The 15,571-nt window shown below is 28.7% G+C and carries 10 protein-coding genes, 1 rRNA gene and 1 riboswitch; of the genes, 2 read left to right on the top strand and 9 right to left on the bottom strand.

What is annotated here, in order from left to right:
- Window positions 1–6 precede the first annotated feature (6 nt).
- The 8 genes from ACXYRN_RS03195 to ACXYRN_RS03160 form a co-directional block, all read right to left on the bottom strand.
- Complete coding sequence (locus ACXYRN_RS03195; RefSeq protein WP_458607647.1) at window positions 7–1,362, bottom strand: ABC transporter permease; 1,356 nt, start codon at window positions 1,360–1,362, stop codon at window positions 7–9.
- Window positions 1,363–2,523 (bottom strand): ABC transporter permease, encoded by a 1,161-nt coding sequence (locus ACXYRN_RS03190; protein WP_458597242.1) that lies wholly within the window; start codon window positions 2,521–2,523, stop codon window positions 1,363–1,365. It abuts the gene before it with no gap.
- 55 nt (window positions 2,524–2,578) lie between these two features.
- Window positions 2,579–5,578: an OppA family ABC transporter substrate-binding lipoprotein gene (locus tag ACXYRN_RS03185; RefSeq protein ID WP_458607646.1), complete on the bottom strand. Its 3,000-nt coding sequence runs from the start codon at window positions 5,576–5,578 to the stop codon at window positions 2,579–2,581.
- Window position 5,579: 1 nt separating this feature from the next.
- On the bottom strand, window positions 5,580–7,421 hold the full coding sequence (gene pepF, locus ACXYRN_RS03180; protein ID WP_458607645.1) for an oligoendopeptidase F: 1,842 nt from the start codon (window positions 7,419–7,421) through the stop codon (window positions 5,580–5,582).
- A 95-nt stretch (window positions 7,422–7,516) separates the two neighbouring features.
- Window positions 7,517–7,683: riboswitch (Lysine riboswitch) on the bottom strand.
- A gap of 189 nt (window positions 7,684–7,872) precedes the next feature.
- Window positions 7,873–8,190 carry a histidine triad protein HinT gene (hinT, locus tag ACXYRN_RS03175; RefSeq protein WP_458597239.1) on the bottom strand — a complete coding sequence of 106 codons (318 nt, stop codon included), beginning with the start codon at window positions 8,188–8,190 and terminating at the stop codon, window positions 7,873–7,875.
- Window positions 8,183–9,481, bottom strand: a complete 1,299-nt coding sequence (locus tag ACXYRN_RS03170) for a HinT-interacting membrane complex lipoprotein P60 (protein ID WP_458607644.1) — start codon at window positions 9,479–9,481, stop codon at window positions 8,183–8,185. Before ACXYRN_RS03170 ends, hinT begins: the two co-directional genes overlap by 8 nt.
- On the bottom strand, window positions 9,481–11,655 hold the full coding sequence (locus tag ACXYRN_RS03165) for a HinT-interacting membrane complex protein P80 (protein ID WP_458607643.1): 2,175 nt from the start codon (window positions 11,653–11,655) through the stop codon (window positions 9,481–9,483). Before ACXYRN_RS03165 ends, ACXYRN_RS03170 begins: the two co-directional genes overlap by 1 nt.
- Before the next feature lie 217 nt (window positions 11,656–11,872).
- Complete coding sequence (locus tag ACXYRN_RS03160; RefSeq protein WP_458607642.1) at window positions 11,873–13,084, bottom strand: hypothetical protein; 1,212 nt, start codon at window positions 13,082–13,084, stop codon at window positions 11,873–11,875.
- Between the two features lie 250 nt (window positions 13,085–13,334).
- Between ACXYRN_RS03160 and ACXYRN_RS03155 the strand changes: the two genes are divergently transcribed.
- Window positions 13,335–13,865: a hypothetical protein gene (locus ACXYRN_RS03155; protein ID WP_435130175.1), complete on the top strand. Its 531-nt coding sequence runs from the start codon at window positions 13,335–13,337 to the stop codon at window positions 13,863–13,865.
- Here the strand turns inward: ACXYRN_RS03155 and rrf are convergent.
- Window positions 13,866–13,971: ribosomal RNA gene (gene rrf, locus ACXYRN_RS03150) — 5S ribosomal RNA — on the bottom strand.
- A gap of 135 nt (window positions 13,972–14,106) precedes the next feature.
- Between rrf and tig the strand changes: the two genes are divergently transcribed.
- The gene (gene tig / locus ACXYRN_RS03145; RefSeq protein ID WP_458607641.1) at window positions 14,107–15,426 is read left to right on the top strand and encodes a trigger factor; all 1,320 of its coding nucleotides are present in this window, start codon (window positions 14,107–14,109) and stop codon (window positions 15,424–15,426) included.
- Window positions 15,427–15,571: the final 145 nt, after the last annotated feature.

Raw genomic sequence — 15,571 nt, 5'->3', positions numbered from 1 at the left:
AATCTCCTATTTAGTTTTGATTACTTTTGGATCAAGAGCATCATGAACACCTAATGCGATAAAGTATAATGATACTGAAATTGAAAGTAAAATTAAGGCAGGTAGTAATAATGATCAAAAGTTTTGTGCTGCTTCAGATGATGCTGAAAAGATTATTTCTCCTAAGTTTACATCAGTGTCACTACTAAAAAATCCTAAGAAAGCAAGTGATGAAACTGAAAGAATAATTGATGGAATTTGAGTTACATAATTAGTAGCAATTTTACCAATTATTCCTGGTAATGCATGTTTATAAATCAAACGAATTTTTGAAGCACCTACTGATTTGGATGCAGTTATAAACTCAGAATCTTTAACAGTGATTATAAATAAACGAGTTCCCCCTACTGATCCAACTCACCCTACTACAACCAATGCAATTCCTAAGGCTAAATCAGATGTACCGAATAAGGTAACTGCAATTAACAATCAAATAAGGGTTGGTGGTGCTGAAAAAATATCAATAAGTCGCATCATAATGGTATCTATTTTAGAACCAACATGGAATCCTAAATATGCTCCTACAATAACACCAATAATAGTTTGAATTGATGCTACGATAAATGCTAAACGTAGTGCTTTTCAAGTTCCAACTCATGATCGAGTTCAAATATCGATACCTTTTGCGGTTGTTCCTAAAAAAGTATCTAATTTTGTTTGTGGATTTAAAGCAAGTGCTTGATCATATAAACTTTGATATTCGTTTTGATTTAAATTTTGTGCAATATTTGATTTATCAAAAATCAAATATGCACTGTATACTCGGTATCAACGATACATATCAATTAATATTTCAGATTGCTTTGTCGGTCCATTAATACCTTGCACTGTATATTCTCTTGTTTTTAAAACCGAAGCGACAGTTGCATCTTTTGAAATATCTAAAAACTTATCAAAAAAGCCTCCATAATTTTCGTGAAAAGCTGCTTTGTATTTCGGAATATCTTGTTCAAAACCAGCGCTTTTTAGTGTTATATAAGGTTGATACGAAGCTGGTAAAGATTTTATTGAAGGAGGCCCAAAAATAGTTTTACCTTGTTGATCTGCAATTAAATTTAAACTAATTGTGTCTGAAATCGATTCATTTGCTGAATATTTAGAACTATTAGTTACAATAATCGAAATTAAAAGCACGATTATAAAGACAATTAAAAATAATACGGATGGTCAACTTTTAAAGAATCTTTTGAGAATTTCTAAAAGTAATTTTTTTGGTTTTCCAGCTATATTAGAAAATGTTTTTTGGTTATTTGCTAGTGCAAAAGGAGTTTGTATACCATTAAAAGATAATTTATATTTTTTATTAAATTCTTTTGCAGTCATCTATATTCCTTTCGCTTTCATTCTAGCAAATTCTTCGTTTCTTTTTCTGGTAACTAAGAACAGTTTTCATAAGTTAGAACCTTTTGTTCCATATTTAATGCGTGGATCTAAAATGGTATATGAAACATCAACTAAAACGGATGTAAATACCCCGAGTAATGTGAAAAAGAAGGTATTAAACATAATAATATTAATTTCACCATTCGGAAATGCGTTAGCAATAATTTGTGATGTCCCAGGAACTTTTCAATATCTTTCGATTACTATTCCACCTGTTAACAATCCAATATATGATGGAATGATAATTGCAGCAAGTGGAATTGAAATATTACGTAATACATATTTAAAGAATATTTCAACTCTACTTAGTCCTTTTGATTTTGCTATTAAAACATAATTTGATGTTAGCACAGTAATAACTTGATTTCGAGTGTAACTGATATAACCCGATAATGAACCTAAAACAATAATCACAATTGGTGGTAATCACGAAATAACAACTTGACTTTGAGTCTGTGCTGCCGCTTCTGCCGTTCCAGGTATCGCAACAGTTGGTGAAACACCAGATGAGGCTAAAATAGTAATTAAAATTGGTGCTACTATAAATGAAGGTAATGCAATAAAAATTAATGAAAAGAAATTTACCACTGCATCAACTCATGTACCACGTTTATAACCAGCAAAAATTCCAAACAATATCCCTAAAAATGCACTAATAACAAATGCTGGTAAAGTGATAATAATTGAGTATTTTAAGCGCGAAAAGAATAATTGTGGGATGCTATTTACCCCTAAACTTGCAAATAATTTATCATCAAATGGTAAACCAAACGGATTCGCTTTATTAGTAAATAAATCATTTACCCAATAACCAAAACGAATTATTGGATTAAGTTTATAGGTTTTTCAAACATTTTGATATTGGTCATACTTTCCACGTCAATCACTTGGTAGAAAATGATAATCAATACTTTTTTCAAAACTTTGTCTAGATATATTCTGTAATGCTACCTGACTTTGACCTTCAGCACCGTTCTTTGAATTTGCAGTTTGTACAAATGGATTATCAGCAAACTGTGCTGTAAGTGTATATACAACAAAGATAATGATAATCAATGTTAATAATGCAAATCCTATCCGTTGTAAAATGTACTTAGTCATTTATCTCCTTATTTAATAATGCAAAGACAATTAACTTGCGTTAATTGTCTGGATATTATTTGGTTGCAACTTCGTATGAACCATAGTTGGTAGCATTATCAAGTGTTGCAGGTATGATAAAGTTTGGATTGCTCAATCCTTTTACAAATGAATCTTTTAATGTTCCAGTTGTTATAGTCATATTCATTCCTGTTAAATTACGGAATTCAGCAACCATATTTAATAATGCTTTTTTATTAAATACATCTTTTGTTTCATCTGATGTATTTAATCATAATCAGAAGTTTGCTGAAATTGTAAGAGGTGGTAAGTATTTTGCCTCATCTTCTTTGCTTAAAGGAACTAATTTTTCTTTTCCGTCAACTGTTTTAAGTTGATATTGATTTAAATAAGTAGAAATATCACTTGTGTATTTATTTCCCAACTTAATTAATTTTTCAAGTGGAATTGAGAATTTAACATTATTTTTAGAATCCTCAATAAATTTCTTTCAGTATTCAGCTGCTTTAACAAGGTTTGGATAATTTACTTGAAGTTTAGCTTTATAATCTGCATCAGTGTTAATTCAAGTAAATAATTGAATTAAGTTACCTTGAAACATATATCCATCAAAACCTGATCCGACTAAATTATAATCATATCCTCAACCAGTTACTGTGTATGGAGTTGATCCAAAATTAAAAAATTCATCAAAGTCTTTTCTATTATTATTTTTTTCAAATTTAACTTCAAAACGATCAGGATATAAACTATTAAGAACTTTTTGCATTCCTTTATAAACATTTTCATGAACTGAATTAATATTTGTAAATCGAGCACGAACTGTGAATCTTACTTTCTTTGTATCCTCTACTTTATCAAGATCGGGATGTTGTTTATAAAATTCATCCAATACTTCTTTCATCTTTGTTTTTAATATATCTAATGCACTTGAACTAAATTGATCATCAGCAGTTTTACCAACTATTGAATTTTCAGATGGTGATAATTCGGTTCCGATTTTTTCACCAAGATTAACCTTTTGTCCAGTTTTTGAATCTACTACAAACACAGTTGATAATTGGTCTCAATATGGACGTAATGTATTATATTGCAATGATGTATCTGAGTCGTTATTACGGATGGTTACATCTTGTGCAAAACCCGAAATTCACGGAATTGTAAGATTAGGTGTTAATAACTCTTGAGCAACATATGCTCAGTTGATTGAAGCAGTTAGAATATTCATAAATTCTGCTCCTAAACCTGTGGTAGCTGCTTTTAATGTATTAGTTGCAGTTCCGGCTTTGATATCAGTCAATGAAGTTCCATAAACTAATTTTGTATATGCATCATTCATAAATGAAGCAGTTGTTGATTCTTGTTGATTTTGCGGAATTCATGTAGGTGTAAATCCATTATTTGAATGACTTGTATTTCTAGATTGAACATCTCTTAAACCTCATTGCACAGGGTTTGCTGAAATTTCTTCGTGGTATGCCTTTAAATTACTATAATTTGCACTTGCTGTTAAACCTGCTTTAAATTGCTCATAATTAAATTTTGCAAAACCATCTCCTAATGGAGTTGTAGTGTAGGTATTTTGAAAAAGTTTTACACGTCTTGGATTATTAACAAACTTTTGATTTCAATAGTTTGGATTTAACTTAAAAGTATCAGTTAGCGAGGTTCCATCATAACCAGCATAGTAATATTTACCAGCAAATAAAGCTGAATCCATTGACATTCCATATCAGTATATCCCAGATTCTTTAGCTAAACCATCTTGTAAATTGTTGATTTTGTTTTTGATGTCTGTTTTATCTGAATCACTTATATCACCACTTTTATAGAAGTTTGGTAGTTGTTTACTTGCCACAGTTTCTTCGATATATTGTGATGGAGCAGGAATTAAATCATAACTGTTAAAGAAAAACTTATCATACGCTAAATCAAATTTAGATTCTTTTTTTGGATCTAATTCTTGTAAAACAAAGAATTCACGTTGGTCATCACCTGTTCCTTCAATACGTACTGATTGTGTTTTATCTAAAATTTTATTTACATCAATATTATAAAGTTCATATAAGTATTTATTAGTTCAACTGTTTCCTTGAGCTCTAAAGTATAAATCTCCATTTACAACATATTTTTCACGTGCTAATTTTTCAATTTCTTCGGTTCCACCATTATTTAAACGAAATAGTGAATCTTGTCCAGCATAGGTACGTAATACTCCCATTCAAAAATCTTCTGCTTTAATTGGATATTTTGTTACTTCACCTTTAGAATTAATTCATTTTTGATTTTTTCGGATTCTAAATGACATCTTAGTTGCTTTCTTTAAAGCATGTCTAAATGTATCGGAGTTAATTGATCTAGGATTATCACTTTGCAATTCAACTAAACTCAATGAATAACTACCATCTGGTTTATCGGGTTTTGGTAGTAATGGAGCATCATCTTGATCAAAAACCATATCTTTTGTTGTTCCATCATCTTGTTTCACTGTCAAAATAACTGCATCTGCTAATTCTAATGAATATCTAGAAACCGATGGTTTATGAATTGTGCGAGTCTTAATTGTTTCTAATGTGTTTGTATCTTGCACACTAGATTCTGTGACTTCTGGACGACCATAAAAGTTTAATTCAACTAATCTTGGAATTTCTGAATCATATGTAGATTCGGTTAATCCACCTGTGGTAAATGAAAGGTCGTAAAAATTTCTTGAATCAGAATGGGTAGAATCGTATTTAACTGTATATAATCCGCTTGATGCTTGTTGTGAAAAAGAGGTTTTTCCATCAAGATTAATTGTTTTTGCAGGTGGATTAATAATTCCTAATAAAGTATCAGTCGATTGATATTTTTGTGTATCAATTTGCTTGCTAGGATATGCAAAAGCTGTGTTATATTTATCATCTGCAGGTGGTTTCGGTAAACCGGTTTCATTGCCTGGAGTTATTTCTTGATTACCTACTGATGTGGTCGAACCACCACCACAAGCAACAGCAACTGGTAATACCAGAGAACTTGCTGACAATCCTAATCATAAAAATTTCTTTTTTTTCATATTATTTTCCTTTTTTGTCTACTTTAAAAATTTTCTTACCTAAATTAATTCATTGGTCTACTATTTCTGAAAGAAATTGCAATCCATCATCATAAAAGTTATCATTCATTAAATCTACACCCACTTTTTTTAAAATCTCAATTGGATAATCACTACCACCTGCTGATAAAAAGTTGTTTATGTAGTTATCTAAAGCAACTTTACCTGACTTTTTATATTGTCTAAAAAAGTAGGTAGCAACTAGATGTCCTATAGCATATTTATATACATAAAATCCATAGTAATAATGTGGGACATAAATAGATTGGATGGTATTAGCAACTGAATATGGTTGCTTAGTTAGAGTGTATTTTAAATTATTTACATAATAGAGCTTACTAATTGAATCATAACTACCAGATACTTTCCCTTGTGAAATCGCTTGGTAAAGATCATATTCGTAGTTAGCTCAATTGGTTTGCTTTAAAACAGTACCGACAAATCCTGCGATCATTGAATCGAGAATTTGAAATTTTAATTTGTCGTTTTTTGAATTAGTTAACATATAATCTGCTAACATAAATTCATTGTATATTGAGGCTATTTCAGCTAAGAAGATGGGATACATTGAATTAGGTAAGTTTTGCCGAGTATCTGAAAAATACGAATGCATTGAATGTCCTAACTCATGTACAAGTGTTTCAACACTACGCAGTGTCCCTTCGAAGTTCATTAAAATGTATTTTTTGTCAATTCCATAGGTTCCACCGATGCTATAAGCACCACCTCGTTTGGTATCGGTGCTCATATAATCAACTCATCGCTCATCGATTGCTTTGCAAACTTGCTGATAATACTCATCTCCAAAAGGTTTTAATGCTGCTTTAGCAAGTTCATTCATTTCGGAAACTGTATAAGAAGTTTTCACATTAACTAAATCGCGAGAGTAATCTCATTTTTGACGTTTGCTATGAAATTTAAGATAATAGAACTTATCACTTCATTGCTTATATTTTTTTAATATTGTTTTACTTGAAGCAACTTTTTCAAAAAGTTTCATCAAGATTTGATTTGATACCTTATCTGAAGCTGTTAGCATTGCTACAGTAGAATCATATTTACGTAATTTTGCTTCAGTAGTCAATGCTTTGAAATGTTGGAATAATAATTCGGCAAATGTATCTTTGTGGTTAGTAAATGCTTTTCAATAATTTAAATATGCTTGCTTACGCACATTAGCATCATCGGATTTAAGAAGTTTTTGATAAATAGTGGGATTAAGTTTAATTTTCTTACCTTTTTTAGTTTTAACTGTTCCATAATATAACTCACTATTTGAAAGAATACTAAAGATATTATGTGGATTTGGTTGTCCGAATGCTGAATTAACTAAGTATTCTTCAACTTTATCATCTAATTTATGCTCATATTCTTGGATTTGATCACAAATACTGCGACGATACGATGCTAAGCGAGGATCATCTTTTCATACCTTCATTTTTTCCATATTAGCATAAAAACGATTTGATTCAGAACCAAACTCGGTATTGAGTGTGTGTGATAAAAATTGAAATTCTGATTCTAATTGTTTAAATTTCGCATTAACTAAATCGGTATTTAAATTATTTGAAATATAATTATCAATTTTAAATGCTAATTTGGTTTGTTGCTCCGATAACATCACATCAGCTAAATAAGATTCGATGCTATCATATTTGCTATCTTTATTTAAAATTCTGCTTTTATATACCTTTTTATACTCTGAAATTAGTTCTTCTATGCTGCTACCACTAAGAATATCATCTAAATCTCAGGTATATTCACTCGGAATATCCTTATGATTTTTAAATTGCTTTGCTTTCATATTGCTCCTATTGTTATGAAAAAAGTCTTGTAACTTATAAATTTACAAGACTTTTTAATCAGTATTTAATATCATACTATCTAAAATAAGAAATGTAAATCTATAGCACCAATGGTTCAACCAAAGAGTAGAAATCTTTTATGCTTTTCTACCAACTTAACTTACTGCCATAAGTTAGGTTTCGGCTTTTATACCCTTTCATTAACTTTTTAGCATGCCTGCAAGGTTAATTACTCTTGTTAAAAGCTCCTCTATAGTTTAGCTCACAGATTACTACTATGTCGTAATCTGTTAAACTAACAACAACAGATTATGACAAAATTAAACGTTAATAATATTGCAACGTCTATTAATATATGTCATAATAATTTGTTGTGTTCCTTTTTTCATAGAAAGTAGTATACCAAAAAAATCATTAAAGCAAAATAAAAAAAAACACAATTGCTTGTGTTTAATCAAAAGGAATGATATGAATATGAGTATGAAATACCATCTGACCTGCTGAAGCACCAGTATTAACTAATAATTTAAAACCACTTTTATTGTGTTCTTTGATATATTTAGCAGCCAACTCACGAGCTTTTAACATTGCATAAATAAAGTCTGCATCGTTGTTTTCTAAAATGTTTGCTTCTGGGATTTTCGGAATAACTAAAAAATGTCCAGGTTGAAACGGTTTAATATCATATATTGCAATTACTTTTTCATCTTCATAAAGAATTTCTGCTGGTATTTGACGATTAATAATTTGGGTAAAGATACTAGCCAAGGAACTTAGAATCCTTTGCTGAATCTTTTAATTTTGCATCATCTATACCTACAGAAACACGGTAACCTAAATCTAAGAATGCTTTGACAACTTGATCATATAAAGCAGAATCAGAAAGGTTTAATAAAACGGATAATTTAATAATTTTGTCTTTAAAAGGAGTAGCATCGAAACTAATAATTTTTTTAGTAATTTTTGCCGGTTGTCCTTGCTTGTCTTTATCTGGATTGTCTATTTCAATTGTTTTACCAATCGGTAAAACTCAGTTGAAAAATGATACTTGAATATTTTTATCATCAGAAGAAATATTAATTGCTTGCGATAAATTACCATTAGCATCGACTGAAACTAGACGAGAGTTTACAGGATCATAAAATCCACTTAAATCGCTATAATTTGCGATGTTTTTTAAAATCTCAATATTTGATGTAGCTCCATCTTTTCCGACTAAGAATCTAAATTTATTATCATTTTTTAAAATACCTACATATGAAGCAAGTTGCTTTTGTTGACTAGCATCAAAAAATAATAAGTCGTCAGAAGCATTTTTGTTAGTTGTATAACTTGTTTTTGCTAAATTATTATAATCATTGATACTTGAAATTTGACGAGTTTGTAGGGTAAAAATATCATCTGCATTAGAACTTTTGTATTGTCAAAGTTGCACAAACTGGTTTTTGACTAAATAATCTATTAATAAAAAGTTATTTAAGTCAAAATTATCTTTATTTGCATCATAGTCACTTTTATTAATCTTTTCTAATTCTTCTTTTTTATTGATTTTAAAATAAGTAGCAACCAATAAATTTTTTAAAACATTAAATCTAACATCTGATTCATCGATTTTAAATAATAATTTAAATTGATCCATATTCGGATGATTATTGGTAATATTTTGTGGTTGTAATAAGTTTAAATCATTTTGATTAAACAATCCTAATTTTTGTAATTTAGCAAGTTCTTTATTATAAAAATCATTATCCTTTTGTGATTCAAATGCTAAATATGCTAAATATGCATTATATGCATCAGTTGCAAAACTTTGCGATTGCAAAAGTGTTTCATTAATTTGGGTTTGATTTTTATTATTTAAATCGAGATTATAGTATTTGCTTACTACTCCTAACAATCAAGTTTTTTCGATTTCTTTTTTGATTACATCTTTTTTTTCAAAAGATAATTCTTGTTTAGTTTTTTCAGGAGTATTAACTTTGGTTCCACATGCTACTGTGGCAATTGGTAAGATGCTAATTAAAGAAGATAAAACAAAATACTTAAAGCGTTTTAACATTATTTATCTCCTTTATTAAGTTCATTTGCTACAACTGCTCCGATGACATCAAAAGCAGATTTGTCGCTGTAGGTATATTTTTTGGTATTTAAATCAAAGTAACCGACTTTTAGTTGACCATCTTGATAAACAATATTTAATGAATTATTTTTATTATATGTATCATTGATTCATTGATTAATTTTTGAGATATCATCTAAATCTTTTGATAAATGAATTCCATTATCTATCACCTTTATCCTTGATTCTACATTTGTGATATCACTTTGTGTATAATCAGTGTTAGTTAATGAATTTGGGTTCTTTGTTCTTAATACTGTTGCAACAAATTTTGGATCAGAAAGTGCATTAAGTAAAAAATCTTCTTTTGAAATACTTGCACTTAATTTATCTGTAATATGTAAATTTGTGTTATTGCCTGCTAATAAGTTTAATAAGTCACTTTTAATAAAATTGTTATAGTTATCTTTTGAAATTTTATAATCTGAAAATAACATTAATCCTTTATCAGTAGGGATAAGATAAAAATTAGGTTTGTTTTTGATGCTATATGCAAACGCTAAACGTTTATTACTGTCATCGATATTTACTGCGAATGCTTTGTTAAAAGTATCTTTGATATAAATGCTAAATTGATCACTTGTTAGCGAATCTATTAGTCGTTTTATATTAGTATTTACATTATTTACTAACTCAGAAAATTCTTGAATTTTGCTTTTATCTTTTGATTCTGAAATTGTTTTTGCTTTATCTAAATCAGATTGAATCAATGATTCAAGTTGTGGATTAAATCCTTTTGGTAATTGGTAAATAGTTGATAAATCAATTTGAGGTAATACAACAGATGTTTTGTTAGCATTAGCTTGTTGTTCAAAAATTCCTTGGGTTTGTGTTGCTAGTGCTTGATTTACATCCAAGTTAACTAAATCAGAAAACGATGTTATACCATTTGTTGCTAATGTGTTTGATTTAGTTAATGTTAAGTTATCTAAGGCAAATTGAAATTGCTGCTTACTTGGAACATCTGAATTTGACTTACTGATTCCATATAAAGTAGGAATATCTACAAAATTATTAAGGTAATCTATATTTGCTTTAAGAATTGGACTACCATCTGCTGTTTTTACACTGGTATATCTTAAGATATTAATAAGTTTATCCTTTGCACCATCTTTATCAAAAGAAAACGGGAGCAATAAATCTTTGTTTGCTACACCTGGAAGTAAAATTGAGGTTGTAATATGAATATCATTTTTTGCAAAATATTTTGCCACTAAAGCACTTGGATCAATTTTGTCTTGAATAAATGATTTGGTTGTAAATAAAATAATAGAACTTGAATTAGCATCGGGTCGAAAGTATGTAACATTTTCTTTTAAGTATGGGACTACATTATCACCTTGTTTATAAAGCAAATCCTGCAATTTATTTCCGTTTGCATCAAAATGCGGGATATCTCTTTGTGCCTTACGGTTTAATGCACTTGCAGAAATAATTTTAGTTTCAATTGTAAAACGACGTTTGGCTTCAGTTTCAACTTCCTTAAATGTTGCATATTCGACTGCTTCATCAATGTTTTTAGAATTACCATACTCTGTTTGCAACTTTTTATTTCAAGCATCTAAATAAGTATTGGGTTGAAATGATTGACGGGTACTTTCGAATTCTGCATTAATTGCTTTGCGTTTTTCTGAACGGATTATTGCTAATGATTTTAAATCACTCGCTACCTTAGGATTTTCACCAGGTAATAATGATGCATTATAAATTTGGCGATATTCATCAGCTGCTTTTTGCTCTTGATCATAAAAATAAAATACTGCTTGACGGTAAATATCATCAATTTGTTTATCATTTGCTTCTTTATTACTTTCTAATGCATTTTCCAAATCACCTACATTCATTTCAGTAGTAATCTTTGATTTATAATTAGTATTAAAGAATTTGAATGCTGCTGCATTTTTTGCTTGTGCCTGCACATAATCAATTCGGTTAACGCTTATACCTAACGGTATAGCAATAGCAGCAATAATAATCACTCCTAGCGAACCTAAAATCCCAAAATTAATTCAATTTCTTTTGCGGCGATTAGTTTTGATAAGTTTTTGCTTATCTTCATACGAATCATTAAGTTCGGTTAAGCGTTCAAAAAATGTCTTTTTTCTCTTTGCCATTTTTACCTCAATTTTGTTTCTTATATAAAAGTTTTTAATATATTATAGCAAAAAAAATGTATTTTTTGCAGCGATTTGGTAATGCTATATTTGTATTTATCCACCTATATATCATATGTTCTTAAAATTGTATAGTATTAATAATATGATTATAAACTTGTTAGTAAATAAAATTATGCAACTTTATTTTGTATATAGTTGCATAATTTTATATTTTTTACTTTGTTTTTTGGGTTGTTGTAGTGCTCGATGATCCTGATGCAGAGCTAGTTGTAGTTGCTTTTGTTTCTTTCTTTTCGTCTTTTTTTCCACCTTTATATGTTATAACAGCATCTGCTTTACCATTACCTCTCATAATTGTTACTCATAAATTATAATTTGTTTTCTTAATATGTTCAAGTTGTTCAGGAGATAATGTTGATAGATTTTCAGGCAGCTTTTTACTTGGGTCTCTTGGTGGGTAACCGAAAATTCAACTATTTAATCCCCTCCCTAATCCTAATGCATCTCTAATTGCTAAATATTTTTGAACATCGTGTTTTTGTAATCAATTTAAATGTTCAGTTGTTATATCAGAAACATTTGCAGGAATCGCAACACTACTATAATCTTTTTCAGGTATAGGTTTTGGTTGATTTTTTATTGGTGGTAATGTACTTTCGGTTTCTTTGATATCCGATTCATTTCCTGGTTGTCCAAAAATTCAATTATCAGGCAAAGGTTTTAATACTTGCATAATCGCTTGAAATTGTGAAAAATTATGCATTTTTATTCATTCAAGTTGTCCAGATGAGATGGTTGATAAATCAGTTGGAACTGCTATTTTGCTATAGTCTATTTGTCTTTGTGGTTTATCTATTGGAGTAGTTGAAAATGTATTAAGGTTTTTATTCATATTTTCAACAGAGAAAAGAATTTTTTCACTTCCGTCTTTTTTATAAAAAGCAAATGAATAAAATTTATTTGGTATTAATGCATTATCATTATCTTTATCTCATTTAAATAAAAGTGGATATTGTCCTTCTTTAAGTGGATCTTGATTTACATCAACACTAGCATATGCTGCCTTAATGTCTCCGTCTTTTACAAGACTATTATCATCAAGTGATTTAACTTCTGCTGCAATAGCAACTCAATCACCTTTAATTCCGACAAGTGGTTGGTCGTGGAGAACAAAGACAAATGAACCATCCTTTGACATATAGTTTTCACTTCTAGCAGCAGGGTGCTTTAAATAAATAACTTTTATATCTGCTTTAGCAGGTGCTACACCATATTCAGTAACATTAATTGATTGATCTGTTATTTTTTGTTCTTTTGCAGGTGCTTGAGTTTTACCTGCACCACATGAAACAGCAACAGCAGCGACAGTTGTTAAAGTAACCCCTGATGCCGATAAGTATGCTAAAAGTTTCTTTTTAAATTTCATATTATCCTTCTTTCTCAATTTCATAATCAATGTGAAATTGTATGTTATATCGAAATTAGTAATGAAATATAACATAAATAGTTATTTTATGTTTTTTTTTTTTTTTTGCAAAGAAATGTGAGAATTTTACATATTTTACTTTCCTTGTTATTTGAAATTTTCACAAAATTTCCATATTTCTTCTTTTTCTAGAAAATCCTATGAAAAAATATCTCATGAAAATATTATTATGATTTAGTATAATTAATTTATGAATATTTTTAATGACAAAAAAACTATAATCGCTTTTAATGAGCTAGCTTATCAATTTAGATTTGTTTATTCTTTATTTGGTGAGAGCTTAAAGCAAGCTAAAAATGGAAATCTACCTTTTGATGATATAGAAACAATTATTACTTATAACACACTAATAAAACTGAAAGAATCCGGATTACCATTAAATTTAAATTTAAATGAAAAAAATATTTTTATCCCACAAATTAAAATAAATAATGAATATATTTATCTAAATATCCTGATACAAAGCAATAATATAAAAGCTAATTCAAAAAATTCTATGAAATTATTAAAAAAAATAAACGATGGTAATTTTTTTATATTGCCAAAGTTATTTGATTATATATATGATAAAAATCCTGATACATGAGTTTTTGTTTATTATGATTTTTTAGATAAAAAAACGAAACTATACACTATTTCAAATATAAATATTAATTATTATAAAACAATTAAAATTGATAATCTGGAACTGCCTTATATAAATATTGAAAAATCGATATAAAAAAAGCAGCTTCCTATTTTGACCGTTAGGCTATCGTCGGCGTAAAGTGGCTTAACTACTGAGTTCGGAATGGTATCAGGTGATCCCACTTGCTATGACTACTGGAAATATAATACAGATTTTTTTTAAAATACCAAATATTTTTTTATTTTTTTGTTTGAATTCATAATTAATAAAGATATAGTTTCAAAATCACAGAAAATAAGGTAAAATATAATAATATATTATGTAAGGAGAACAAATGATTAAACACCAAGAGCATAAAGAATTAGCTGAATATACAATTAAGGTTTTAATTCCGGCAGATGAAGTTAAAAAGAAAAATGACTTTTATTTTAATGAAGCTTTAAAAAAGGTAAGGGTTCCAGGATACCGTCCTGGAAAAGCACCGCGTGAGAAATTAGAAGCATATTTAGACACAAATGCTATTTCACAAAAAACTGTTGATTCATTTCTTCACTCAAGTTTCAACGATGTTGTAAAATACTTAGATGACAAAAAAATTAAAGCACTTTCAAAATATTCACTAGATGTTAACCCTCAAAAAGATGGTAGTTTAGAGATTTCTTATCATTTTCCTATGTGACCTGATTTTTCAAAAGTAGATTTAAAGAATTTAAAAGCAAAAATTAAACTTCCTAAATCAGGTGAAAAAGATAAGAAACAAATTATTGAAGAATTTTATAAAGAAACAGCTATTAAAGAAGTAGTTAGTGATCCAAAAGTAAAGTCAAAACTTACTGATACAGTAAATATTGATTTTAAAGGATTTATTGATGATGAACCTTTCGAAGGTGGTGAAGCAGAAGGTGTTGATTTAGTATTAGGATCAAATACTTTTATACCTGGATTTGAAGACCAATTAGTTGGTAAAACAACAGGATGAAAAGGTGATATAAAAGTAACATTTCCTGGTTCATACTTCGTAAAAGAATACCAAAACAAAGAAGCAATTTTTGAAGTTAAAATTAATTCTATTACTCGCTTAGTGCAAAAAGAAATAACAGATGAAATTGTTAAAGGATACAATTTGGGTGAAAATGTTCAAACAAAAGATCAATATCTAGATTTAGTATTCAACAAAAAATTAAAAGAACATTTTATAACATCGATTCATAATTTTGAAAAAGATATCATAAATGAAATGTTAGAAATTGCTAATCCTGTTGTCCACCCAAATTTATTAGAAGATGCTATTAAAAAACTACAAGAAGATTTTGATAAGAATTTAAAGCAATATGGAATTAAAAAGAAAGAATACTTCCATCTTGTAAAATCAACCGAAGAAGATATTCAAAAGGAATTTGAAAAGACTGCATTAGAACAAGAAAAGAAAGCATATGCAAGTAGACATATGGCTGAAATCTTACCAAAAGATAAAGATGAATTAGAAAAACAACTAAATGAATTTAAGGATTTATTAGTTGATTATCCAATTGATCAAAGAGATAAATATGCTTCACTACTAATTCTTTATTTAATCATTAAAGAAAACAAACATAAAGATTCTACAAAATTAGCAAAAGAGTTTATTAAGTTTATTAATTTCTTAGCTAAATAAAATAATATAACGAAGTTTTTTACTTCGTTTTTTCTTCCTTTTATTCCTAAGATTATAAAAAAACAGGTGATTTACTCACGTGTATATATGTCCTGCATTTCCCACTTAAGTGGGATTTTTTATTTGATTATTTAACTCTCTTATA

It is taken from the genome of Mycoplasma sp. 4423 (assembly GCF_054353855.1).
The sequence above is the reverse complement of the archived record's forward strand: the minus strand, read 5'-3'. Positions and strand labels throughout refer to the sequence as shown.